General features: G+C 67.7%; 19 protein-coding genes. 10 read left to right on the top strand and 9 right to left on the bottom strand.

Features of this window, described 5'->3' with window-relative positions; genetic code table 11:
- Positions 1–39: 39 nt before the first annotated feature.
- Positions 40–1038: a polyprenyl synthetase family protein gene (locus tag MNO14_RS12085; RefSeq protein WP_241943973.1), complete on the bottom strand. Its 999-nt coding sequence runs from the start codon at positions 1036–1038 to the stop codon at positions 40–42.
- A gap of 179 nt (positions 1039–1217) precedes the next feature.
- Between MNO14_RS12085 and MNO14_RS12080 the strand changes: the two genes are divergently transcribed.
- The gene (locus MNO14_RS12080) at positions 1218–1736 is read left to right on the top strand and encodes a single-stranded DNA-binding protein (protein ID WP_183426755.1); all 519 of its coding nucleotides are present in this window, start codon (positions 1218–1220) and stop codon (positions 1734–1736) included.
- A gap of 178 nt (positions 1737–1914) precedes the next feature.
- On the opposite strand, the gene MNO14_RS12075 is transcribed toward MNO14_RS12080, so the two are convergent.
- The 3 genes from MNO14_RS12075 to MNO14_RS12065 form a co-directional block, all read right to left on the bottom strand.
- Positions 1915–2307: a diacylglycerol kinase gene (locus MNO14_RS12075; protein ID WP_241943972.1), complete on the bottom strand. Its 393-nt coding sequence runs from the start codon at positions 2305–2307 to the stop codon at positions 1915–1917.
- Between the two features lie 122 nt (positions 2308–2429).
- A complete protein-coding gene (locus MNO14_RS12070) occupies positions 2430–3662 on the bottom strand; it encodes a HAMP domain-containing sensor histidine kinase (protein ID WP_241946336.1) in 1233 nt (410 codons plus the stop codon).
- A 25-nt stretch (positions 3663–3687) separates the two neighbouring features.
- Entirely contained in the window at positions 3688–4383 is a 696-nt protein-coding gene (locus MNO14_RS12065) for a response regulator transcription factor (RefSeq protein WP_241943971.1), read from the bottom strand.
- Positions 4384–4460: 77 nt separating this feature from the next.
- On the opposite strand from MNO14_RS12065, the gene MNO14_RS12060 reads away from it, so the two are divergent.
- The gene (locus MNO14_RS12060) at positions 4461–6128 is read left to right on the top strand and encodes a phosphoethanolamine--lipid A transferase (RefSeq protein ID WP_241943970.1); all 1668 of its coding nucleotides are present in this window, start codon (positions 4461–4463) and stop codon (positions 6126–6128) included.
- Positions 6129–6258: 130 nt separating this feature from the next.
- On the opposite strand, the gene MNO14_RS16645 is transcribed toward MNO14_RS12060, so the two are convergent.
- A complete protein-coding gene (locus MNO14_RS16645; protein WP_256451827.1) occupies positions 6259–6387 on the bottom strand; it encodes a hypothetical protein in 129 nt (42 codons plus the stop codon).
- A 238-nt stretch (positions 6388–6625) separates the two neighbouring features.
- Here MNO14_RS16645 and MNO14_RS12055 point away from each other — a divergent pair, with 238 nt between their 5' ends.
- The 4 genes from MNO14_RS12055 (at position 6626) to MNO14_RS12040 (ending at position 11697) form a co-directional block, all read left to right on the top strand.
- The gene (locus tag MNO14_RS12055; protein ID WP_241943969.1) at positions 6626–7561 is read left to right on the top strand and encodes a LysR family transcriptional regulator; all 936 of its coding nucleotides are present in this window, start codon (positions 6626–6628) and stop codon (positions 7559–7561) included.
- Between the two features lie 262 nt (positions 7562–7823).
- Positions 7824–8528: a gluconate 2-dehydrogenase subunit 3 family protein gene (locus MNO14_RS12050; RefSeq protein ID WP_241943968.1), complete on the top strand. Its 705-nt coding sequence runs from the start codon at positions 7824–7826 to the stop codon at positions 8526–8528.
- 2 nt (positions 8529–8530) lie between these two features.
- The gene (locus MNO14_RS12045; protein WP_241943967.1) at positions 8531–10306 is read left to right on the top strand and encodes a GMC family oxidoreductase; all 1776 of its coding nucleotides are present in this window, start codon (positions 8531–8533) and stop codon (positions 10304–10306) included.
- Positions 10307–10317: 11 nt separating this feature from the next.
- Positions 10318–11697 carry a cytochrome c gene (locus tag MNO14_RS12040; RefSeq protein ID WP_241943966.1) on the top strand — a complete coding sequence of 460 codons (1380 nt, stop codon included), beginning with the start codon at positions 10318–10320 and terminating at the stop codon, positions 11695–11697.
- A 42-nt stretch (positions 11698–11739) separates the two neighbouring features.
- On the opposite strand, the gene MNO14_RS12035 is transcribed toward MNO14_RS12040, so the two are convergent.
- Positions 11740–13467 carry an oligopeptide:H+ symporter gene (locus MNO14_RS12035; protein WP_241943965.1) on the bottom strand — a complete coding sequence of 576 codons (1728 nt, stop codon included), beginning with the start codon at positions 13465–13467 and terminating at the stop codon, positions 11740–11742.
- Between the two features lie 146 nt (positions 13468–13613).
- Here MNO14_RS12035 and MNO14_RS12030 point away from each other — a divergent pair, with 146 nt between their 5' ends.
- The 3 genes from MNO14_RS12030 (at position 13614) to MNO14_RS12020 (ending at position 19167) form a co-directional block, all read left to right on the top strand.
- The gene (locus MNO14_RS12030; protein WP_241943964.1) at positions 13614–15578 is read left to right on the top strand and encodes a S9 family peptidase; all 1965 of its coding nucleotides are present in this window, start codon (positions 13614–13616) and stop codon (positions 15576–15578) included.
- A 126-nt stretch (positions 15579–15704) separates the two neighbouring features.
- Positions 15705–17798 carry a S9 family peptidase gene (locus MNO14_RS12025; RefSeq protein WP_241943963.1) on the top strand — a complete coding sequence of 698 codons (2094 nt, stop codon included), beginning with the start codon at positions 15705–15707 and terminating at the stop codon, positions 17796–17798.
- A gap of 112 nt (positions 17799–17910) precedes the next feature.
- The gene (locus MNO14_RS12020) at positions 17911–19167 is read left to right on the top strand and encodes a DUF819 family protein (protein ID WP_241943962.1); all 1257 of its coding nucleotides are present in this window, start codon (positions 17911–17913) and stop codon (positions 19165–19167) included.
- Positions 19168–19235: 68 nt separating this feature from the next.
- Here MNO14_RS12020 and MNO14_RS12015 read toward each other — a convergent pair whose 3' ends face one another.
- Both MNO14_RS12015 and MNO14_RS12010 read right to left on the bottom strand, forming a co-directional pair.
- Positions 19236–19460 carry a CstA-like transporter-associated (seleno)protein gene (locus MNO14_RS12015; protein WP_183426764.1) on the bottom strand — a complete coding sequence of 75 codons (225 nt, stop codon included), beginning with the start codon at positions 19458–19460 and terminating at the stop codon, positions 19236–19238.
- 28 nt (positions 19461–19488) lie between these two features.
- Positions 19489–21582 (bottom strand): carbon starvation CstA family protein, encoded by a 2094-nt coding sequence (locus tag MNO14_RS12010; RefSeq protein WP_241943961.1) that lies wholly within the window; start codon positions 21580–21582, stop codon positions 19489–19491.
- Between the two features lie 251 nt (positions 21583–21833).
- Between MNO14_RS12010 and MNO14_RS12005 the strand changes: the two genes are divergently transcribed.
- The gene (locus MNO14_RS12005) at positions 21834–22478 is read left to right on the top strand and encodes an exopolysaccharide biosynthesis protein (protein ID WP_241943960.1); all 645 of its coding nucleotides are present in this window, start codon (positions 21834–21836) and stop codon (positions 22476–22478) included.
- A 45-nt stretch (positions 22479–22523) separates the two neighbouring features.
- On the opposite strand, the gene MNO14_RS12000 is transcribed toward MNO14_RS12005, so the two are convergent.
- Entirely contained in the window at positions 22524–23537 is a 1014-nt protein-coding gene (locus MNO14_RS12000) for a magnesium and cobalt transport protein CorA (RefSeq protein WP_241943959.1), read from the bottom strand.
- Positions 23538–23615 lie beyond the last annotated feature (78 nt).

The raw sequence follows: 23615 nt of genomic DNA, 5'->3' as shown, positions 1-23615 counted from the left end.
CAGCGGCGGGGCGTCGCGCACGCGCCCGAAAACGGGGCCTCAGTACCCGCGTTCGACCGCGTAACGGGCCAGGCCGCGCAGCGCGGCGATGGCGTCGTTGTCCGGCAGGCCGCCGAGCGCGCGTTCGGCGGCGTCGGCGTACTCGACCGCGCGTGCGCGGCTGTAGGCGAGGCTGCCGGCGTCGGCGATCGCGGCGAGCACTTCGGGCAGCGCTGTGGTGTCGCCCTGCTCGACGATCGTGCGCAGCCGCGCGCGGCGCTCGGGCGTGGCCTGGGCCATCGCGTGGATCAGCGGCAGCGTCGCCTTGCCCTCGGCGAGGTCGTCGCCGAGGTTCTTGCCCAGCGCCGTGGCGTCGCCCGAGTAGTCGAGCACGTCGTCGGCGATCTGGAATGCGTAGCCCAACTGCATACCGTAGTCGTAGAGCGCCTGCTGGGTGGCCTCGTCGGCACTGGACGCCATCGCGCCCAGGCGGGTGCCGGCGGCGAACAGGACCGCGGTCTTGCGCTCGATCACGCGCAGGTACGCGGCCTCGTCGGTGTCGGGGTTGCGCACGTGCAGCAACTGCAGCACCTCGCCTTCGGCGATGCGGTTGGTGGTGTCGGCGAGCAGGCGCATGACCGCCATGCTGTCGAGCTCGACCATCAGCTGGAAGCTGCGCGAGTACAGGAAATCGCCGACCAGCACGCTGGCGGCGTTGCCCCAGATCGCGTTGGCCGTGCTGCGGCCGCGGCGCAGGTCGGATTCGTCGACGACATCGTCGTGCAGCAGGGTCGAGGTGTGGATGAACTCGACGATCGCCGCAAGCTGGTGGTGGTCGCCTCGCACCTGCCCGGTGGCCTGGCCGGCCAGCATCACCAGCATCGGCCGCAGCCGCTTGCCGCCCGCCGAGACGATATGCTCGGCCACCTGGTTGATCAGCAGCACATCCGACGCTAGCCGGCGCCGGATCAGCGCATCGACCTTGGCCATGTCCGCGGCGGCGAGCGACTGGATCGCCGGCAGGTCGAGCCTGGCGGCCGGGGCGGCGGCGTTGTTCATGCGGGATCCGGGACGGGCAGACCCGGAATTATAGGAGAGCCCCGACGGCGGCGGGGGCGCTTTCCCGGCCCTGCGCCAGGGGGTTGCCGGATCGCGCCCCGGCGACCGGTATAATTCACTGTCCCGCGCCCCCTCTTCATTCCCGGACACCCGCGCCGGCGCAATTCCAAGGACTCCTCATGGCCCGTGGCATCAACAAAGTGATCCTGGTCGGCAACCTCGGCAACGATCCCGACACCAAGTACACCCAGGGCGGCATGGCCGTGACCCGCATCAGCCTGGCCACGACCAGCGTGCGCAACGACCGCGATGGCAACAAGCAGGAGCGCACCGAATGGCACCGCGTGGTGTTCTTCGGCAAGCTCGGCGAGATCGCCGGCGAGTACCTGCGCAAGGGCAGCCAGGTCTATGTCGAAGGCGAGATCCGCTACGACAAGTACACCGGCCAGGACGGCGTGGAGAAGTACTCGACCGATATCGTCGCCAATGAGATGCAGATGCTCGGCGGTCGCGGCGAGGGTGGTGGCGGCGGTGGTGGTGGCGGCGGCGGTGGCGGTTACGACCGCGGCAGCCGCCCGCAGCGCGGCCCGGGCAACGACGGCCCGCCGCAGCGCAGCGCCCCCGCGCAGCGCCAGGCCCCCCCGCAGCAGCGTCCGGCCCCGATGGACGACTTCTCCGACGACGACATCCCGTTCTGATCGCGGGCGACATCGCGTCGACGACGAACCCCAGCGCGCCCGTGCACGCTGGGGTTTTTGTTTGCGGCGGGTGCCCGTGCCTCGCAGCGTCGCGATCGCACCCCCGGGAGCCGAGGACGCTGGCAGTCATCAGCGCTGTCGTGGCCCAGCTTGCAGGGCCCGGTGCTTGGGTCGTCGCCTAGCCCAGCAGGATCGAGGCCCAGACCGTGCCGACCATCAGCAGCGCAATGGACTGGGCGGCGCTGCCCATGTCCTTGGCGCGCTTGGACAGCGGATGGCGCTCGAGCGAGATGCGATCGACCACGGCTTCGATCGCCGAGTTGAGCAATTCGGTCAGCAGGCTGACAAAGCACACCGCCAGCATCAGCGCGCGTGCGAGCGGTCCCACGTCCAGCAGGCAGGCCACGACGATGAGCGTGCCATGCAGGCCCAGCAACTGGCGGAACGCCGCCTCGCTGCGGAAGGCAGCGAGAAAGCCGTCGCGCGAGTACAGCAAGGTGTGCGCGATCCGACTCAGGCCGGTCTTGCCGTGTGGGTACTTGCCGGTCTCGGCGGGGCCTGGCGATGGCATCTGCAATGTCCTGCGACGTTGGATCAGGACAAGCGTGGCGCAGGCGCCGTCAGATGTTCGTCAGCCGCGTCGCCGTCTGAGGCATCGGTCCAGGCCACATCCGCAGGGGGCAGGTCGTCCGGTCAGGCATCGGCCCGCATGTCGAGCGTGAACCGGCACCCCTCCTGCGAACTGTCGACCGTCATCCGCCAGTCCAGGTGCTCGACGATGCGCTGCACGATCGACAGGCCCAGGCCTTCGCCGCTCTGCCGGGCGCTCGCCTGGAAGCGCTGGAACTGCCGCGGGTCGATGCTGGGCGGCAGGCCGGGGCCGGTGTCGGCGATCACCAGGGTCGCGTCGTGCAGGGCGATGCGCACCTCGCCCTCGTCGGTGTACTGGCAGGCGTTGCGCAGCAGGTTCCAGATCACGCTGCAGGCGAGCTCCGGGTTCGTGTGCAGATGGACCTCCTGCGGCGCGTTCAGGACCAGGGCCACTGGCTTGCCCGCCAGCCACGGACGGCAGCGCAGCATGCATTCCTCGATCAGCGGTCGCAGTGCGACATCGGTGCGGGTCAGGCTCTGCGGGTCGCGCGAGAGCAGCAGCAGGCAGGCGAGCTGACGCTGCATTTCCTGGGTGGTGCGCACGATGCGTTCGGCACTTCCGACAAGGTGGCTGCCGGCAGGTAACTGGTGCGCGATGGTTTCCGCAGCGCCCGCAATGATGGCCAGCGGCGTCCGCAGTTCGTGGCTGGTGTCGCCGACGAAGCAGCGTTCGCGCTGCAGGAATTGCTCCGCCTCGTCGCTGTGCTGGGCGAACGCGCGGGCCAGGATGCCGATCTCGTCGCGCGCCTCCTGGAACGGAAAGGGCTTCTGCTTGCGCTCCACCGCCTCGGCCAGGCGGGTGATCGGCGCGATGACCCGGGTCGCGGTCGCGCGTCCGATCCAGAAGGCGCACAGGATGCACAGCAGGATGATCAACAGCGCGTAGATGTCGATCGCAAGCTCGAGATACGCGAAGTGCGTATCGGCCTGCTGCAGGTAGTGGCGCGCGCCCTCGCGCTCGAAGACCAGCAGGTGCCAACCGCCTGGCCGCTCGGCGCTGTGGTAGCCCGGCGGATACCAGCTGAGTGTCTCGGGCACGCTCCGCGCGTCGTAGAGCCGGGTGTCTTCGGGAAGGGCAGGTGCGACTCCTCGCGCGAGGTCGGCCTCCAGCCGGTGCGCCGTGCGGGTCAGGCTGTGGGAGATCACGTTCTCCCGGAGTTCGTCGTAATCGAGCTGCTCGGCCAGCACCACGAGCGTCATCGCCGCCACCATCGCAAGCACGAACGACACCGTGATCCGGGTCTTGAGCGTCATCTGGCGGAGCGCGGTGCGCATGACCTTCATGTTGGGTCGTCCTCGATCAGTCCGACATCGTGGCCGCAGGCCCAAGCAAGCGCCAGCCCACGCCGTGCATCGTCTCGATCAGCGCCGGCTCAAAGCTCTTGTCGATCTGCTGCCGCAGTTCGTGGATATGGGTGCGCAAGGCGCCGCTGTCGGGCGGGTCGTCGCCCCACAACAGATACTCCATCTCCTGCTTGCGGACCACGGAGGGCGCGGCGCGCATCAGGCACAGCAGCAGCTTGTGGGTGCTGGGGGTCAGCGCGATCGGCTGGCCCTGCCGCCAGGCCTGCGGGGCGCGGGTGTCCACCTGCAGGTCTTCCCAGCGCAGCATGCCCAGCACCTGCCGGCCCTGCGCGCGGCGCACCAGCGCCTTGATGCGTGCGTCCAGCTCCTTGAGCGAGAACGGCTTGACCAGGTAGTCGTCCGCGCCCAGTGCGAAGCCCTGCACGCGATCGTCGACCGGGTCGCGTGCGGTCAGCATCAGCACCGGAACCGGGTTCTGGAACTCCTCGCGCAACTTCCGGCACAGCGTCATGCCGTCGAGTCGCGGCAGCATCAGATCCAGCAGGATGGCGTCGTAATCGTTCTGTGTGGCCATCCGCAGGCCGGTGGCGCCATCGCGGGCGTCGTCGATGACGTAGCCCAAGGGCTCGAAGAAGCCGTACAGGTTGGCCACCAGCTCGGGGTTGTCCTCGATGATGAGCAGTCGAGTCATGGGGCGTGTGCTCTAACAACTTCCTGACGATGGGTTCTCAAGACTGCGCGCACTTTTAGTCCGGCTGGATTTCGCGCATGTCACCGCCTTCGACGTCTTTGCGGCTCAACCCTGTCCAGCTGACCTGGGTGGCGGCATTGTTCTTCGCCACCATCGGCAACGTGGTGCTATGGCGGACGTTGTGGCTGGAGGTGGAGATCGATGGCCTGCGCAGCCTGTCGTTCTTCCTCAGTCTGCCGGTCTTTATGTTCTGCATCATCAATCTGCTGCTCACGCCGGTCGTGGCCCTGCCGTATATCCGTAAACCCTTGCTGGCCACCCTGGTGGTGATCAGTGCCGGCTGCAGTTACTTCATGCTGCATTATAACGTGCTGATCGACCGCAGCATGGTGCAGAACTTTTTCGAGACCAATCAGGCCGAAATGGCCTCGTATTTTTCTCTCCCGCTGCTGCTCACCATCCTCGGGCTGGGCATCGTGCCGGCCGCAGCGACGATGTTCCTGCAGACCAAATCGGTCGGCACGCCGATGCGCACGCTGGTCTGGTGGCTGGGCAATGTGCTGGTGACATCGATCGTGCTGTTCGCGGTGACGATGACGTTCTACAAGGACTATGCATCGTTACTGCGCAACAACGGGCATATCCGCGACCAACTGCTGCCGTTCAATTTCGTGCGCAATACCAATGGCTATCTCAAGCGCAGGTACAGCGCGACTGCGCAGCCGCTGCGGACCGTCGCCGAGGACGCCACGCGCGCGGCGCCCGTCGCCGGTGCACGGCCGAAACTGGTGATCGTGGTCGTGGGCGAAACCGCGCGTGCGCAGAATTTCCAGCTCAACGGGTATCCGCGCCCCACCAATCCGGTGTTATCCAAACGCGCGGACATCATCAGTTTTTCGGACGTGTGGTCCTGCGGCACTGCCACCGCGATCTCGTTGCCGTGCATGTTCTCGCGCATGACGCGCCCGCAGTACGACGAGGTGCGGGCAGCGACGGAAGAGAACCTGCTCGACGTGCTGCTTCGCACCGGGGTCGAGATTCTCTGGCGTAACAACAACAACGGTGGATGCAAGGGCGTCTGCGTACGTGTGACCAATGAAGACATGCCCAAAATGCAGATCGCCGAGCACTGCGTCAACAAGGACGGCACCTGCTACGACGAAGTCCTGCTGCACCAGCTCGATGCGCGGATCGATGCGATGCATGGCGACGCCTTGATCGTGCTGCACCAACTGGGCAGCCACGGTCCGACCTATTTCGAGCGCTATCCGGCGCAGGCCCGTGCGTTCACGCCCACCTGCGACAGTAACCAGATCCATAAGTGCAGCAGAGAGGCGCTGACCAACACCTACGACAACACGCTGGTCTACACCGACCGGATGCTCGCCAACACCATCGATCTGTTGCAGCGCTACGCCGCCCAGCGCGATGTCGCGATGATCTACCTGTCCGATCATGGCGAATCGCTGGGCGAGCGCGGCATGTACCTGCACGGCACGCCCTACATGATTGCGCCCGACGAACAGAAGAAGGTGCCGATGCTGATGTGGGTCTCGCCGGCATTCTCGCAGCATGCGGGGCTCGATCTCGGCTGCCTTGGCGGCCATGCCGCCAGCCGGGCCTACAGCCACGACAACTTCTATCACGCCATGCTCGGCCTGTTCGATGTGCGCAGTGACGTGTACGAGCGCGACCTGGATCTGTTCGCCGCTTGTCGTACGCCGCCGGCGCGACTCGGCGGCTGACGGGTCGTAGCGGGCGGGCTAGGTGACGTGTCTGTCAAGAGGCCGCGTGGCCGGGGCCCGTGCGCGCGTCGCCGGCCGCCTCGAGAATGCGTCCCGCCTCGTCCAGCCGCCGCGCGCGGGGCCCGGCGTACTAGACCGTCGCGCGGTAGCGACCGGCATCCTCGCCGATGCCGCGCTCGCACAGCGCGCCGCGCGAGGTGTCGCCGTCGAGCTGGGGCGCAGGCATGTCGTCGCCTGCGAGATCCTGATAGCCGTGCATGGGAAGCCTCCTCGTTCACAGGCATCCTCGCCCGCCCGCGAGTGCCGCGCCTTGTTCTGGGTCAGGTGCGGGCGGGTCGCCTTCCGTCGCGGCCGGACGGCGCTTCGGTTGTCGTGGTCCCGACCAGCTGCGATCATGCGCCCCCGCGTGCGTCGGCTCGCCCGTGCGGCGCGCTTGCCGAAGGTGCGGACCTCCGGAGCCTGACCCACGATGCCGCCGTGAAGCGATGGGATGTGCGATGAAGCTCAAGCTCGATGCCTACACGCTGCGATTGTTCGTCGCGGTCGCGCAGGCCGGATCGATCGCCCGGGCGGCACGCGATGCACACATCTCGCCGTCGGCGCTGTCTCGCCGTATCGCCGAGCTCGAGGACACGCTGCGCGCGCCGGTGTTCATCCGCTCGCCGCGGGGGCTCGACCTCACGGAGGCGGGACGCTTCGTGCTCGGCCATGCCGAGCGGATCAATGCCGAGATCGAGTCGCTGGTGCGTGAGGTCGCGCAACTGGGCGAGGGCGAGTTGCGCGGCCATGTCCGCCTGCATACCAATCCGGCGGGCCTGATCGGCGCACTGCCCGAGCGCCTGCGCCGGTTCGGCGAACGGCATCCGCAGGTCAGCCTGTCGATCGTCGAGGACGACACCCACCGTGTGCTGCGCGCATGCCTGGAAGGCGATGCCGACCTGGGCGTGGGCGTGTCGGGTCCGGTCCCGCCGGGCATGGCGCGCTGGTCGTTCGTCCCCGACGCGGTGCACGTGGTGACCCTGCGCGGTCACCCGCTGGCGGTCGCCGACGGGCCGCTGACGTTCGCGCAGGTGCTCGACTATCCGGTGATTGGCTACCGCGCCGGCGGCGCGCTCGACGGTCTGGTCAGGACCCACGGGCGTCGCCGCGATCCGGGCTTCCATCCGCGGTTGACCGTCGGTAGCTTCGACGCGATCTGTCGCATGATCGAGTCCGGCCTGGGTGTCGCGCTGATGCCGGCGAGCGCGCTGCGCGCCTATGCCGGCAGTGCGCGCTTCGCGTCGCGTGCATTGGACGACGACTGGGCGCGCGATCGATCGCTCGACATCTACGCGTTGCGTCGCTCGCCGCAACCGCCGGCGGTGCTGGCGTTGATCGAGATGCTGCGCGCCGCGCCGCTGGATGGAGAAGTGGGGCCGGCACCGGCTGCCTGACGCGGCGAAAGGCGGGCGCCCGTTTTCGCGATGGCCCCCATCGCAAATTTGCAGCCCGACCGCCGGTGACGGCCTGCGACAATCGGACGCGCCGCATCGTCGTCCCCGCTGCCGAGGCGCACGTCTCAGCGTGAGTATGCGCTCGGCACGGGCGCGTCGCGCGCCATCGCGACCGATGCTGACGTCGAGGATGCCGGGGCCACACGCCGTCGCGCGATCACCCGCGTTCCGCAGTTCCAGCCACCCGCACAGGTAGCCAGCCATGTCCCAGACCCCGTCCGATCCCGCGGCCTCGCCGTCGCGCCGCCGTTTCTTCAAGGGGCTGACCTTGCTGCCGGTTGCCGCCGCGCTGCCGGGTTGCGGCGGCTCCCAGGACACGCCCGTGCGCGACTACGTGCCGACATTCTTCAACGCGGTCGAGTGGACGTTCCTCATCGCCGCGTGCGACCGCCTGATCCCGCACGACGAGATTGGCCCCGGTGCGGTGGAGTCGGGCGTGCCCGAGTTCATCGACCGGCACATGCAGACGCCCTACGCCAGCGGCGCGATCTGGTACATGCAGGGCCCGTATCTCGAGGCGCCGCCGGAGTTCGGCTACCAGGGCCGTCTGCCGCTGCGCGACATCCTGCGCGTGGGCATGGCCGCGGTCGATGCGCATTGCAGGCAGACGTTTGAAGGCCGCACCTTCGCGCAGCTCGAGCACGCGCAGCAGGAGACACTGCTGACGGCGGCGCAGGACGGCAAGCTCGAACTCGACGACATCTCGTCGAAGGTCTTCTTCTCCAACCTGCTGGCCGAGGTCAAGAACGGCTACTTCTCCGATCCGGTCCACGGCGGCAACAAGGGCATGGGGGCGTGGAAGATGATCGGCTACCCGGGCATGCGGGCCGACTACATCGACTGGGTGAGCGTGCGAGATCGTCCGTATCCGCTGCCTCCGGTCGACCTGTCGGGCAGGAGGGGCTGAGCATGGCGACGACGAAACCGAAGGTCGACGTGGTCATCGTCGGTATGGGCTGGACCGGCTCGATCCTGGCCAAGGAACTCACCGACGCGGGCTTGCACGTGGTCGCGCTCGAACGCGGCGCCGACCGCGACACGCAGCCCGACTTCGCCTATCCCAAGGTGGTTGACGAACTCGAGGGCTCGGTGCATCGCAAGTACCTGCAGAGCCTGGCGCAGGACACCATCACCATCCGCCACAACACCGGCCAGACGGCGGTGCCATACCGGCAAATGGGCTCGTTCAAGCCGGGTACCGGCGTCGGCGGCGCCGGCAGCCACTGGTCGGGCTGCCATTTCCGTGCGCTGCCGGAGGACTTCAACTTCCGCAGCAACATCGAGCAGCGCTACGGCCGCGGCTTCATCCCGCAGGACATGACCATCCAGGACTTCCCGGTCAGCTACGAGGAGCTCGAACCGCATTTCGACCACTTCGAGTATGTGTGCGGCACCTCGGGCAAGGCCGGCGTCATCAACGGTGTTATGCAGGCGGGCGGCAACCCGTTCGAGGGCTCGCGCTCGCGCGAATACGCGCTGCCACCGAACCCGAACTACCTCGGCGCGGAGCTGTTCTACGGCGCCGCGCGCGAGATGGGCTGGCATCCGTACCCCATTCCGGCGTCCAACACCTCGCGCGCCTACACCAATCCCTACGGCTGCCAGATGGGCCCGTGCAACGCCTGCGGTTTCTGCAGCGACTACGGCTGCCTGAACTACTCCAAGGCCAGCCCCAACGCCTGCATCCTGCCGGTGCTGCGCCAGCGCGAACTGTTCGAGCTGCGCACTCATGCCCAGGTGCTCAAGGTCGACCTCGACAGCACCGGCCGCAAGGCCACCGGCGTGACCTATCTCGATGCGCAGGGCCGCGAGGTCCAGCAGCCCGCCGACCTGGTGCTGCTGTGCGCGTTCTCGTACATCAACGTGCACTTGATGCTGGTCTCGGGCATCGGTACGCCCTACGACCCGCAGACCGGCGAAGGTACGATCGGCAAGAACTACTCGTACCAGAACCTCAACCGCGTGGTGCTGTTCTTCGACAAGGACGTGCAGGCCAACGGCTTCATCGGCATCGGCGGCGCCGGCACCACGATCGATGATCTCAACGGCAACCAGCTCGATAACGCCGAGGCCGGCTTCGTCGGTGGCGGCATCATCTGGGCGCGCCAGCCCGGCGCCGGCCCGGTGCGCGGCATCAATGTCCCGCCCGGCACGCCCGCCTGGGGTAGCGCGTGGAAGCGGGCCGCGGCCGATTCGTTCCGGCACTCGTTCTACTACGAGGTCCAGGGCGCCTGCATGTCCTACAAGCAGAGCTACCTGAGCCTGGATCCGACCTACAAGGACGCGTTCGGCCGCCCATTGCTGCGCATGACCTTCGACTGGCACGACAACGAAATCCGAGCCTCGCAGTACCTGGTCGACAAGGCGCAGCAGATGAGCCGCATCCTCAACCCGATCGCGCTGTCGGGCGATGCAAAGAAGGACGGCACGCACTACGACATCACCAAGTACCAGAGCACGCACACCTGCGGTGGCGCGATCATGGGCGCCAACCCGAAGGACTCGGCGCTCAACCGCTACCTGCAGTCCTGGGACGTGCCCAACGTGTTCGCGATCGGTTCCAACGCGTTTCCGCAGAACAACGGCTACAACCCGACCGGCATGGTCGGCGCGCTGGCGTACTGGGCGGCCAAGGCGATCGTCGACCAGTACCTGAAGGCCCCCGGTCCGCTGGTGCAGGCATGAGGCGGCGTGCGATGAAGAAGACCCTCCTTTCGTTGGCGGCGCTGGCCGTGGTCGGCGGTGCCGCGCTGCTGGCCTACGCCCTGGTGCCGACCACGACGCCGGCCATCGCCGGGCCGACGCCGTCGGCCGACGACGCGGCGCTGATCGAGCAGGGGCGCTACTTGGCGACTGCGGGCGACTGCACGGCCTGCCACACCTCGGCCGGCGGCGCCCCGTTCGCCGGTGGCGTACCGATCGCCTCACCGATCGGCACGATCTACAGCACCAACATCACGCCCGACCCACAGACCGGCATCGGTGGCTGGTCGCTCGACGCGTTCGATCGCGCGGTGCGTCACGGGCTGCTGCCCAATGGCGACACGCTGTACCCGGCGATGCCGTACCCGGCCTATGCGCGCATGGACGACGAGGACATCCGCGCGATGTACGCGTACTTCATGCACGCGGTGCCGGCGGTCGCGCAGGAGAACCGGCCCACAGACATCCGCTGGCCGTTGTCGATGCGCTGGCCGCTCGGCGTGTGGCGCAAGACGTTCGCGCCCGACCCGCAGGACGCCGGCTTCGACGCCTCGCGCTACGCCGACGCGCGCATCGCCCGTGGCGCCTACTTGGTGCAGGGCCCGGGGCACTGCGGCAGTTGCCACACGCCGCGCGCGTTCACGCTGCAGGAAAAAGCGCTCGACGAGTCGGGACCGCAGTATTTGGCCGGCGGCCAGGTCATCGACGGCTGGATGGCGATCAACCTGCGTGGCAACGTCGCCGACGGGCTGGGCGCCTGGAGCGAGGCGGACATCATCGAGCTGCTGCGCACCGGCCGCAACCGGCACCAGGCGGTCGTCGGCCAGGCGATGGCCGACGTGGTGCTGCACAGCACCCAGCACCTGACCGACGACGATCTCGGCGCAATCGCCGCCTACCTCAAGACGCTGCCGCCCTCGGCCGACGAGCCCTCGTCGTTCGCACCCGACCCGGGCACTGCGCAGGCCCTGCAGGCCGGCATCAACGACAGCCGCGGCGCGGAACTGTGGGTCGACAGCTGCGCCGCCTGCCACCGGACGGACGCGATGGGCTACGAACGCGTGTTCCCGCGCATGCCGGGCAACCCGACCGTGCTGGCCGCCGATCCGACGACGCTTGTGCGGTTGATCCTGGTGGGCAGCGAGATGCCGAGCACGCGCACCGCGCCGTCGAATCTGGGCATGCCCGGCTTCGCCGGCCGGATGTCGGACGAGGAGGTGGCCGAACTGGCGACCTTCGTGCGCAACGGTTGGGGCAACCGCGCCTCGGCGGTGATGCCCGCGCAGGTGCGGCGAATCCGCCGCAGCGTCGAGGCCGAGGCGGCGCATGGCGATGCGCCGCACGATCCGACCGAGGTGGCCGAGCGCAGGTGACGCCTGTCCGCACGCCGCCGGCGACGGCAGCGTGCGACGGGGTCAGCGCACGCCGTGCATCCAGCGCCGCACCAGCGGTGAAAGCACGAAATAGGCCAGGCCCGAGCCGACGCCGATCCACAACATGATCTGGAACAGTTCGGCGTACTTGGCCGCGGCCACGGCCATGTCGATTGCTTCGCCCTCGGCGACTTCGAGCGAGGTGAGCTTGCCGAACTGCGCGGCCAGCACTTCCGAGTACGCAGTCGCCAGCCAGAACGCGCCCATCATCAGGCCGACCACGCGTGCGACCGACAGCTGGGTGACCGCCGACAGCCCGATCGGCGACAGGCACATCTCGCCGATCTCCAGCAGGAAGTAGGCCAGCACCAGCCACCACACGCTCGCCAGTACGCCATTGCCCGCGGCCTGCGCGGCCAGCAGCAGCGGCACGAACGCCAGGCCCGCGAACACCAGTCCGATCGCCATCTTGGTCGGCTTGGCGGGGTTCAGGCCGCGGCGGTCGAGCCACGGCCACAGCCAGGAGAACACCGGGGCGAGCACGACGATGAAGAAGGCGCCGAGGAAGGTCAGCGAGCCAGCGGTCTGCGGCACCAGCACCACGTCGTGCACCAGCGCCACAGCCAAGGCCACGACCATCGCGATCGCCGCCGCGCGCGCGAGGCCGGCATGGCCGCGGTCGCTGGCGCGCAGGGCAAGCACCATCAGCAGCGGGCTCGCGCCCAATGCAAAGATCGCCCATGGCACGCCCGGCGTATAGCCGCCGGGTGTCAGACCGAACAGATCCTTGGTCAGCATCCGGTCGGTGAAGGTGACCCATGAGCCATAGGTCTGCTCGTAGAGCGTGAAGAAGATCAGCACCCCGAAGATCAACAACACCAGCGCCAGCATCTGCTCGCGCTCGACCCGGCTGCAGTGTCGGATCAGGAACCAGACGAACCAGACCACCAGCGCGGCGGCGATCAGGTGCATCGCGCCATGCACCGTCCACGTGCGCTGGATCAGCTGCCACACGACCAGCGCCCCGCCGACACTGCCGGCGTAGATCCACCACTCGCGACTCAGCGGCCCGAGCTTCTCGGTCAACTTCGCCGGGTCGTTGGGCTCGGCGTGGCCGCCCAGATACTTCTGCCCCCACAGGAACACGATCAGGCCGGCGACCATGCCGATGCCTGCGGCGCCGAAGCCGTACTTCCAGCCATAGGTCTCGCCGAGAAACGCACAGACCAGGCTGGCGAACAGCGCACCGACGTTGATGCCGGCATAGAACAGCGTGAAGCCCGAATCGCGGCGCGGGTCCTCGGGGGCGTAGAGCTTGCCGACGATCGTCGAAATGTTCGGCTTCAGAAACCCCACCCCCATGATGATCAGCGCCAGCGACAGGTAGAACACCTGCAGCGCGGTCTCGTCGCGCACGATCGTGCCGTCGACGATGCGCGCCTGTTCGCCTTCGAAGGCCATGCCCAGGTGGCCGAGCACCAGCAGCACGCCGCCCAGCACCACCGCTTTGCGCATGCCCAGATAACGGTCGGCGAGCAGGCCGCCGAGCACCGGCATCGCATAGACCAGGCCGCCGTAGGCGCCGAGCAGATCGAAGCCGGCGTCGTCGCCGAACAGGTGGTACTTGAGGATGTACAGCAGCAACAGCGCCTTCATGCCGTAGAAGGAGAAGCGCTCCCACATCTCGGTGAAGAAACAGACGAAGACGCCCTTGGGGTGGCCGAGGAAGTCGTCGGTACCGCTCAGGGCGGGGCTTGGGGCTGCGGCCATGCGCGCGTCGTCGTGGAAATGGCGGAAGCCGCGAGTATAGGCGGCATCCGCGCGCGCCTGCCGCGCGCTAGACTAGGCAATACGCGCGGGGAGCGCGTCATCGGCCGGCCGTCTTGCGGCGGCCGCTTACCAAAGGAGTCAATAAGATGGTCCGCAAGGGACTGCAGTGGATGCTTGCGCTCGTCGTGGCGGTCGTGTGTACGGGTGCGTACGCGCAGGTCGATCTGGCGCCGTTCGTCGAGGACGACGGTTTCCGCGACATCAAGATCTCGCCGACCGGCGAGTACTTCGCGGCAACGATGCCGCACGGAGACACCACCGCGATCGGTGTGATCCGCTGGACCGATCGCAGCATCGTCGGCAGCTACCGGTTGCCGCGCAACACCCACATCGCCGACTTCTGGTGGGCCAACGACGATCGCCTGGTCTTCGCGTTGGCCGAGCGCTTCGGCGCGCGCGATTATCCATCGCTCACCGGCGAGCTCTATGCAATGAACGCCGATGGGTCGCGCGCGCAGTTGCTCGTGGGTTGGCGGGTGCGCGGCACGCCGACCGGGACCCGGATCCCGACCGGCGGCAAGGCCGAGATGGTCAGCGCGTTTCCGATCGACCTGCTGCCGGGCGATCCGCGCAACATCCTGGTTGCGGTCTCGCCGTTCACCAAGGATCCGATGACCCGCGTCGATCGGCTTGACGTCTATTCAGGGCGCCGCACGACCGAAGCCACGGTGCCGGTCGCACGTGCGCGATTCAGGACCGATCACGCCGGCGAGGTGCGCTTTGCGGTCGGGGCCCAGGCCGACAATCGCTCGAAGCTGTATTACCGCACGGGGCGTGGCGAGGACTGGCGGTTGATCAATGACGAACGTGAAAGCGGGCGCCATGAGTATCCACTCGGTTTCTCCGAGGACGACCGCATTGCGTACCTGCGGGTGACCCAATCCGAAGGTCCGGATGCGATCGTCGCCTGGGACATTGCCGCGGACACGCGACGCGAGGTGCTGCGCGACGCCGTCGTCGACCCGGAGGTCATCTATCGGCCCGACACGTCGACGCCGGTCGGCGCGCGGTTCCTGGGCGCGACGCCGCGACAGGTGTTCTTCGACGACAACTCCGCCGACGCCAGGCTCGGGCGCATGTTCGAACAGGCGTTCCCTGGCCAGGCTGTACGGATCATCTCGGCCACGCGCGATGCCTCGACCAAGGTGCTGATGGCGACCAGCGATGTCGATCCGGGTAGCTTTTACACCTACGACGCGGCCACCAAAGAGGCGGCATTCGCACTCGCGCGGCGCGCAGGCGTCGATCCGACGCAGATGGCACCGATGCGCGCGGTCTCGTTGCCGGCCCGCGACGGCCTGGTGCTGCACGGCTATCTCACGCGTCCGTCGGGGCATGACAACGGCCCGTTGCCGCTGGTGGTGCTGCCGCATGGCGGGCCGTTCGGCATCTTCGACGACTGGGCGTTCGATCCTGACGTGCAGATGCTGGCGCAGGCCGGGTATGCCGTGCTGCAGATCAATTACCGCGGCTCGGGCAATTACGGTCGCAGCTTCCGCCAGGCCGGTGCGCGCGGCTGGGGCACGACGATGCAGGACGATCTGACCGATGCGACCCGCTGGGCGATCGCGCAGGGCATTGCCGATGCCGAGCGGGTCTGCCTCTACGGCGGCAGCTATGGCGGTTACGCGTCGTTGATGGGTGTGGCGCGCGAGCCGGATCTGTATCGCTGTGCGGTCGGCTATGTCGGCGTGTACGACCTGCCGTTGATGCGGGCCGACAACCGGCGATCCGCGGCCTGGGCGGGCACCTGGACCGACGAGTGGGTCGGCGACGATACCGCGCAACTGTCGGCGCGTTCGCCCACGCGTCTGGCGACGCAGATCCGCGTTCCGGTGCTGCTGGTGGCCGGCGGCCAGGACGAGGTCGCGCCGGTCGAACACACGCGCCGGATGGAGCGTGCGCTGCGGGCGGCCAATGTACCGGTCGAGACCTTGTACGTCGCCAACGAGGGCCACGGCTTCTACAAGCCGGAGAACAAGCGCGCGTTCTACACCCGGTTGCTCGCGTTCCTGTCCACCCATCTGGGCGGCGCCACCGCGAAGGAATGAATGCGGGCCGGTGCCGGCAGGGCGCCCGGTCATGCGACGCCCCACGCAGGCGGGGCCGTCATCGGGCGCTTTGCCAGCCCGGCGGCACCGGCCTACCATGCGGACTCTTTGCCCGGAGCCCGTCCCATGCCATTGCGTCCCGCCCTGCTGTCGTTGTGCCTGCTCGCCATATTGCCGGCTGCCGCCCAGGAGCGCGGGCTCGACGTGCGCGACCTGGTGAAGCTCGACCGAGTGTCCTCGCCGCTGCTGACCGCCGATGGCCGCCAACTGGTCTTTGCCCAGCGCACGCTGGACTTCGACTCGGGCAAGGCGACCACGGCGCTTTACGCACGCAACCTGGTGACCCGTGACCTGGCGCCGCCGAAGCGGATCACGCCCGATGACTGGAACGTCAACTCGCCTGCGTTGTCGGCCGATGGTCAGACGGTCTATTTCCTCAGCAGCAAGCACGGCAGCTCACAGGTCTACGCGATGCCGCTGGGCGGCGGCGCCCCACGCCAGTTGACCGACGTCGCAGTCGACATCGGCAGCTTCCAGGTGTCGCCCGATGGCCGCCGCGTGGCCTTCAGCGCCGACACCTTCGGTGACTGCGCTGCCGATCTGGCGTGCACCCAGCGTAAGCTCGGCGAGCGGAAGGACGCCAAGGCCAGCGGCGTGGTCTACGACCAACTGTTCGTGCGCCACTGGGACACCTGGAAGGACGGCACGATGAGCCGCCTGTTCGTCGCCGATCTGCCGGCCGCAGGTGCGCGCCCGGTCGCCACCGTGCGCGCGCTGGGCCATGCACTGCAGGGCGACATCCCGTCCAAGCCCTTCGGTGGCGCGGAGGATTACACCTGGGCTCCGGATGGCCGTTCGGTCGTCGCCAGCGTCAAGGTCGCGGGCCGCGAGGCGCCGTGGTCGACGAACTTCGATCTCTACCGCATCGACGCCACCGGCGATGCCGCGCCGGTCAACCTGACCGCGTCGAACCCGGCCTGGGATGCCGGCCCGGTGTTCAGCGCCGATGGCCGCACCTTGTTCTACCGCGCGATGAAGCGGCCGGGCTTCGAGGCCGATCGCTACGCGCTGATGGCGCTGGATGTCGCCAGCGGTCAAGCGCGTGAGATCGCGCCGCAGTGGGACCGCTCGCCGAGCAGCCTGCAGCCGTCGGCCGATGGCCGCGCGTTGTATGTCGCCGCGCAGGACACCGGCGAATACCCGCTGTTCCGCGTCGATGTCGCCACCGGTGAGGTCACCAAGCTCATCGCCGACGGTTCGATCTCCGCGTTCGCGATCGCCGGCGACACCATCGCACTGAGCCGCAATTCGATCCGCAGTGGCGACACCCTCTACACCGGCTCGCTGCAGGCGCTGGGCACCGATACGCAGTTGCGCCAGATCACTCCGACCGCGGCCGAGCGCCTGCCCGATGTCGCCTTCGGCGACTACGAGCAGTTCTCGTTCAAGGGCGCAGGCAACGCCACTGTCTACGGGTATGTCGTCAAGCCGTGGAACTACCAGGAAGGGCAGACCTATCCGGTGGCGTTCCTGATCCACGGCGGTCCGCAGGGCAGCTTCGGCAATGGCTGGAGCTACCGCTGGAACCCGCAGACCTATGCGGGGCAGGGCTATGCGGTGGTGATGATCGACTTCCACGGCTCCACCGGCTACGGCCAGGCGTTCACCGACGCGATCAGCGGCGACTGGGGCGGCAAGCCGCTCGAGGATCTGCAGAAGGGCTGGGCGGCGGCGCAGCAGAAGTACGCCTTCCTCGACGGCGACCGCGCCTGCGCGCTGGGCGCCAGCTACGGCGGCTACATGATCAACTGGATCGCCGGCAACTGGTTCGACCGCAGCGGCCAGTCGCCGTGGAAGTGCCTGGTCAACCATGACGGCGTGTTCGACACGCGTTCGATGGGCTATGTGACCGAGGAACTGTGGTTCACCGAATGGGAGAACCAGGGCACGCCGTTCGACCAGCCGAAGAACTACGAGCGCTTCAATCCGGTCAACCACGTCGCCAACTGGAAGGTGCCGATGCTGGTGGTGCAGGGCGAGAAGGACTACCGCGTGCCGGTGGACCAGGGCCTGTCCACGTTCACCGCGCTGCAGCGCAAGGGCATCGAATCGAAGCTGCTGTACTTCCCCGACGAGAACCATTGGGTGCTCAAGCCGCACAACAGCGTGCTGTGGCACGACACCGTCAACGCCTGGCTCAAGCAGCACATCGGCCAGTAAGCGTCGCGCGCCGCCTCGTCGCCACCGACGGGGCCTGCGTCGCCTCGCGTCCGGCACAAGGCTGGACGCGAGGCGTCCTGATCCGATTCCGTTTTCCTGAAGGCCCGACCGCATGGCGATCGACTCTGCCGCACCCCATACCGCGCTGATCACCAGCGACATCGTCCTGTTCGGCCTGCTCGCCGCGACCCTTGGCCTGATCTTCTGGCTCTCCAGCGGCCCGACGCCGTTCTGGAAGAAGTTTTTCACCTGGGTGCCGGCGCTGCTGCTGTGCTACTTCGTGCCGGCGTTCTACAACACCGTCGGGCTGATCGACGGCGAGTACAACAGTCTCTACAACCCGATCGCCAGCCGCGTGCTGCTACCGGCCGCGCTGGTGCTGCTGACGTTGTCGATCGATCTCAAGGGCATTCTCAAGCTCGGACCGAAACTGCTGTTCGTGTTCGTCGCCGGCACGGTGGGCGTCGTGCTGGGCGCGATCGTCTCGTTCCAGATCATGGAATGGGTGCATCCGCCGGCCGTCGCCGGCGACACCTGGAAAGGCATGGCGGCGCTGGCGGGCAGCTGGATCGGTGGCGGCGCGAACATGGTCGCGATCCGCGAGGTCTACGGCGTGGACGCGACGCTGTTCGGGCAGTTCGCGGTGGTCGATGTCGCGATGGCCAGCCTGCTGATGGCCACGCTGCTGTTTCTGGCCAACCGCGCCACGCAGATCGACCTGCGCTCAGGTGCCGACACTGCGGCGATCGACGAGATGAAGGCGCGGATCGCCGCCTACGAGGCCGCTAACGCGCGCATCCCCACGCTCACCGACCTGATGGTCATCATCGCGGTCGCGTTCGGCTTCGTCGGCCTGGCGCACGCGATTGCAGGCCCGCTGGCGGCCTGGTTCGCCCAGTTCGAATGGGCGGCGCGTTTCAGTCTCGATTCCTCGTTCGTCTGGGTCGTGCTGATCTCGACCGCCGCCGGCCTGCTGCTGAGCTTCACGCCCGCGCGCAAGCTGGAGAACGCCGGCGCATCGCGGATCGGCACCGTCTGCCTGTACTTCCTGATCGCCTGCATCGGCATGCAGATGGATTTCATGAAGTTGTTCGACCGGCTGGAGCTGATCGCGATCGGCGCGATCTGGATGACGGTCCACGTCCTGGTGATCTGGGGCGCGGCGCGGCTGGTCAAGGCGCCGATGTTCTATGTCGGCGTCGGCTCGATGGGCAATATCGGCGCGGCCGCCTCGGCGCCGGTCATCGCCGCCGCATTCCATCCCTCGCTGGCCCCGGTCGGCGTACTGCTGGGCACCGTCGGCTACGCCACCGGCACCCTGATCGCCTACTTCGTCGGCCAGATCCTGCGCCTCATGGCCGGCCAGTAACCGGGATCAGAACTGGGGTCAGAGTGCATTTCTCGAGAATTGCACGCTGACCCCGGTTTGCGGGTGAGTCAGCAGCAGCGGAAGCCGCTGCGCCCGCCAAAGCGGGCTTCCTGGCGTTCGCGAAAGAACGTCTTGTAGTCCATCGGTTCGCGGTCGGGGTGCTTGTCGAGCATGTGCCGGACGTAGTTGTCATAGTCCGGTACCCCGCAGCACAGTCGCGCGGTCTGCACCACTCTTCGCCACACACGTTTGTGTGTGGCGAAGTAGTCGACCGGGACCAGGGTGCCGGCCATCAGCGCACAGCTCCCGCGGCGGCCCGCATCACAGCCAGGCCTTCTGCTGGTCGGCCGAGAGTTCGACGTACGGCGTCTCGCGCGCGGTCGGCGTGGCGACGCGGCGGGCACGCACGATCGCGCGGATCGCGAAGAACAGCGTGCTGAACACCACGAACAGGAACAGCGCCGTCAGGCCCGCGTTGACGTAGGCGTTGACGACCACCTGCTGCATCTGAGCGGCGGTCTTGGCCGCGCCCAGCAGTTCGCCGTTGGCCAGCGCCGTCTTGTAGTGACTGGCCTGGGCGAGGAAGCCGACCGCCGGCTTGGGGTCGAACAGCTTGATCAGGCCGGCCGCCGTGGTGCAGATCAGCAACCACGCCGCCGGCACGATGGTCACCCACGCATAGCGGTCCTTCTTCATCTTGAACAGCACCACCGTGCACAGCATCAGCGCGATACCGGCCAGCATCTGGTTGGCGATGCCGAACAGCGGCCACAGGGTGTTGATGCCGCCCAGGGGATCGACGACGCCCTGGTAGAGGAAGTAGCCCCACAGCGCCACGCAGCCAGCCGTGCCCAGGGCGTTGGCACCCCAGTTGTCGGTCTTGCGCAGCACCGGCACGAAATTGCCAAGCAGATCCTGCAGCATGAAACGGCCTGCGCGCGTGCCAGCGTCCACCGCGGTCAGGATGAACAGCGCCTCAAACAGGATTGCGAAGTGGTACCAGAAGGCCATCGCCGCCTCGCCGGTGAAGGGCAGGGCGTCGTGCAGGATCACCGCGATGCCGACGGCCAGCGTCGGCGCGCCGCCTGCGCGCGAGATGATCGTGTGTTCGCCGATCTGCTGGGCTTTGAGCTCCAGCGCCTCGGGCGTGATCACAAAGCCCATCTGGCTCACCGCCGCCGCGGCGCTGTGCACATCGGTGCCGACGATCGCGGCCGGGCTGTTCATGGCGAAGTAGATGCCCGGATCGAGGATCGAGGCTGCGACCAGCGCCATGATCGCCACGAACGATTCCATCAACATGCCGCCGTAGCCGATGTAGCGGGCGTGGGTTTCGTTGGCGAGCAGCTTGGGGGTGGTGCCCGAGGCGATCAGTGCGTGGAAGCCCGACACCGCGCCGCAGGCGATGGTGATGAACAGGAACGGGAACAGGCCGCCCTTCCAGACCGGGCCGTCGCCAGTGGACGCGAACTCGGTCAGCGCCGGCATCTTCAGCGAGGTGACCTCGGGGCTGGCGATGACGATGCCGATCGCCAGCGCGACGATCACGCCGATCTTGAGGAACGTCGACAGATAGTCGCGCGGCGCGAGCAGCAGCCACACCGGCAGCGTCGCGGCGACGAAACCGTAGCCGATCAGCATCCAGGTGATCTGGGTGCCGGTGAAGGTGAACGCCGGGCCCCAGGTCGGGTGGGCGCCGACCTTGCCGCCCAGCCAGATCGCGCCCAGCAGCAGCACGATGCCGACCACCGAGATCTCGCCGATCTTGCCGGGCCGGATGTAGCGCATGTACAGGCCCATGAAGATCGCGATGGGCATCGTCGCGATCACCGTGAACATGCCCCAGGGGCTCTCGGCCAGTGCCTTGACGACGATCATCGCCAGCACCGCCAGGATGATGATCATGATCATGAAGGCGCCAAACAGCGCGATCGTGCCCGCGACCTGACCCATCTCCTCGCGTACCAGATCGCCGAGCGAGCGGCCGTTGCGGCGGGTGGACACGAACAGGACCATGAAGTCCTGCACCGCGCCGGCCAGCACCACGCCGACGATCAGCCACAGCATGCCGGGCAGGTAGCCCATCTGCGCCGCCAGCACCGGGCCGACCAACGGACCAGCACCGGCGATCGCGGCGAAATGGTGCCCGAACAGCACGTGCTTGTTGGTCGGCACGTAGTCCAGGCCGTCGTTGTTGACGTGCGCGGGCGTGGCGCGCCGCACATCGAGCCCCATTACGTTCTTGGCGATGTACAGACTGTAGTAGCGATAGGCGACCAGATAGATCGACACCGCTGCGACCACAATCCACAGCGCGCTGATCTGTTCGCCTTGACGCAGGGCGACGACGCCCATGCAGGCGGCGCCCAGCAGCGCGACCGCGCCCCAGACGACGTGGTTGACGACACCCTTCATAGCGATTCCCCGGAAAGACCGCGCACAGGGTCGCGCCGGGGGGCGGCGCGGTCAATGCGCATCGAGGCCGATCGCGGCCCACAGCCTTACGACTTTCGTATTAGACGCCGCGCGCGGCAACGTGAATGGGGCGGGGCCCGGCTGGGCGGCCTGCTAGGATGGCGCGCCCTTTCGCTTTCGGACCTGCCTGTGTCGACGATGCCGCCGCCCGCCCTGCGCATGCCCGCCGCGCACCGACCGCGCGGCTTGCGATGAACGCTCCGATGGAGGCCTCGGAGGCCTCGCTGCGCGAGCAACTGCAGGCGCTGATCGCGGGCCTGCCCGATGGCGACGTGCAGGTCGGCCCGCTGGTCGACGAACTCGGCGCGCAGGGCATGTTGCTGCTGGTGATCCTGCTGACGCTGGTGTTCCTGATCCCGGTCTCGATCCCGGGGGTCAGCACGGTGTTCGGCGCGGTCATTGTGCTGATCGGCGTGGCCCGGATGATGGGGCGGCCCTTGTGGATGCCGTCCGCGGTGCGCCGCCGTTCGGTCCCGGCCGGCCGCATGCGCGGTGCGCTCGACACCGGTCTGAAGTGGGTGCGCCGGCTGGAGCGGATCACCCGGCCCGGGCGGCTGTCCGGCCTGACCCACGGTCGCGGTGTCGGGGTGTTCAACGACGCGGCACTGATCCTGGGCGCGGTGCTGCTGATGGCGCCGTTCGGCTTCATTCCCTTCAGCAACACCGTGCCGGGCGTGGCGCTGATGTGCCTGGCAATCGGCCTGCTGCAGCGTGACGGCACGATGGTGTTGCTGGGCCACCTGGCCAATGTGCTGACGATCGTCTACTTCGCGGTGCTGATCGGCGGCGGCGGACTGGCGATCCGCGAGGCTGTCACGCGTTTCTGGCCAGCGTAGCGCCGGCCGACCCATGGCGTTGATGGCGCTGTGGATATGCCGGCGTCACAGCCAACCGGCGCGCTTGAACATGCGGTACAGCAGGCCCATGACCACGGCGGTGCCGCCGATCAGCAGCGGATAGGCGTAGCGATCGTCGAGCTCGGGCATGTTGCGAAAGTTCATGCCGTACCAGCTGGTGATCAGCGTCGGCGCGGCGAGAAGCGCGGCCCAGGCGCCGAGCTTCTTGACGATCTCGCCCTGGGTCAGCGTCACCAGCGCCTGGTTGACCGCGAGCGCGGTGCCGAGCATGTCGCGCAAGGCATCGACGGTTTCGTTGATGCGGGCGGAGTGGTCGAGCACGTCGCGGATATAGAGTTTCATGTCCGCGGGGATCAGCGGTCCTGTGTTGCGCATCAGCTGCGAGAGCACATCCTGCAGCGGCGTGACGGCGACCCGCATCCAGGTCAGTTCGCGCTTGAGTTCGTAAAGCCGGATCAGGATGCGGCGGTGGAACTGCGCGCTGATGATGTGGCGCTCGAGCGCGTCAAGCGTGGTGCGGAACTCATCGACCACCGGCAGGTAGTTGTCGACGATCGCATCGAGCACCGCGTACAGCGCCGACGACGGCCCCATTGCCAGCAATGCCGGCTCGCGTTCCAGGCGGCGGCGTGCCGGCGCGTACGACAGCGAGGCGCCGTGGCGCACGCTCACCAGGTAGCGGGCGCCGAGAAACAGATGGGTCTCGCCGTAGGCGATGCGCTCGTCCACCGCCTGCGCGGTGTTGGCGACGATGAACAGCGAATCGCCGTATGCCTCGATCTTGGGGCGCTGGTGTGCCTTGCCGGCATCCTCGATCGCCAGGTCGTGCAGGGCGAACTCGGCCTGCAACTGCGCCAGCACGCCCTGGTCGGGTTCGTAGAGGCCGATCCAGGCAAAGCAGGCTGGATCCTCGGCCAGCGCCTCGCCGACATCGGCCAACGCGACGTCGCGCTTGCCACCCGGCCCGTAGACCGCGCAGTTCACCACACTCGGCGGATTGGACGGCGCACCGCCGGACGTCACGGGAGAATCGCTCATCGGCGCATCCTCCGCGAAACCGGGGTCAGAGTGCAATTTCCCGTCGCGTGGCGGGAAATTGCACGCTGACCCCGGTTT

This window comes from Luteimonas sp. S4-F44, from assembly GCF_022637415.1.
GTDB lineage: Bacteria > Pseudomonadota > Gammaproteobacteria > Xanthomonadales > Xanthomonadaceae > Luteimonas.
Note: the sequence above shows the minus strand (reverse complement) of the source record. Positions and strands in the feature narration are given on the sequence as shown.

Bases quoted from the DNA above. Each gene is read 5' to 3' on its own strand.
- MNO14_RS12085 (WP_241943973.1), bottom strand. From the start codon at position 1,038: ATGAACAACGCCGCCGCCCCGGCCGCCAGGCTCGACCTGCCGGCGATC.
- MNO14_RS12080 (WP_183426755.1), top strand. From the start codon at position 1,218: ATGGCCCGTGGCATCAACAAAGTGATCCTGGTCGGCAACCTCGGCAAC.
- MNO14_RS12075 (WP_241943972.1), bottom strand. From the start codon at position 2,307: ATGCCATCGCCAGGCCCCGCCGAGACCGGCAAGTACCCACACGGCAAG.
- MNO14_RS12070 (WP_241946336.1), bottom strand. From the start codon at position 3,662: ATGCGCACCGCGCTCCGCCAGATGACGCTCAAGACCCGGATCACGGTG.
- MNO14_RS12065 (WP_241943971.1), bottom strand. From the start codon at position 4,383: ATGACTCGACTGCTCATCATCGAGGACAACCCCGAGCTGGTGGCCAAC.
- MNO14_RS12060 (WP_241943970.1), top strand. From the start codon at position 4,461: ATGTCACCGCCTTCGACGTCTTTGCGGCTCAACCCTGTCCAGCTGACC.
- MNO14_RS16645 (WP_256451827.1), bottom strand. From the start codon at position 6,387: ATGCACGGCTATCAGGATCTCGCAGGCGACGACATGCCTGCGCCCCAG.
- MNO14_RS12055 (WP_241943969.1), top strand. From the start codon at position 6,626: ATGAAGCTCAAGCTCGATGCCTACACGCTGCGATTGTTCGTCGCGGTC.
- MNO14_RS12050 (WP_241943968.1), top strand. From the start codon at position 7,824: ATGTCCCAGACCCCGTCCGATCCCGCGGCCTCGCCGTCGCGCCGCCGT.
- MNO14_RS12045 (WP_241943967.1), top strand. From the start codon at position 8,531: ATGGCGACGACGAAACCGAAGGTCGACGTGGTCATCGTCGGTATGGGC.
- MNO14_RS12040 (WP_241943966.1), top strand. From the start codon at position 10,318: ATGAAGAAGACCCTCCTTTCGTTGGCGGCGCTGGCCGTGGTCGGCGGT.
- MNO14_RS12035 (WP_241943965.1), bottom strand. From the start codon at position 13,467: ATGGCCGCAGCCCCAAGCCCCGCCCTGAGCGGTACCGACGACTTCCTC.
- MNO14_RS12030 (WP_241943964.1), top strand. From the start codon at position 13,614: ATGGTCCGCAAGGGACTGCAGTGGATGCTTGCGCTCGTCGTGGCGGTC.
- MNO14_RS12025 (WP_241943963.1), top strand. From the start codon at position 15,705: ATGCCATTGCGTCCCGCCCTGCTGTCGTTGTGCCTGCTCGCCATATTG.
- MNO14_RS12020 (WP_241943962.1), top strand. From the start codon at position 17,911: ATGGCGATCGACTCTGCCGCACCCCATACCGCGCTGATCACCAGCGAC.
- MNO14_RS12015 (WP_183426764.1), bottom strand. From the start codon at position 19,460: ATGGCCGGCACCCTGGTCCCGGTCGACTACTTCGCCACACACAAACGT.
- MNO14_RS12010 (WP_241943961.1), bottom strand. From the start codon at position 21,582: ATGAAGGGTGTCGTCAACCACGTCGTCTGGGGCGCGGTCGCGCTGCTG.
- MNO14_RS12005 (WP_241943960.1), top strand. From the start codon at position 21,834: ATGAACGCTCCGATGGAGGCCTCGGAGGCCTCGCTGCGCGAGCAACTG.
- MNO14_RS12000 (WP_241943959.1), bottom strand. From the start codon at position 23,537: ATGAGCGATTCTCCCGTGACGTCCGGCGGTGCGCCGTCCAATCCGCCG.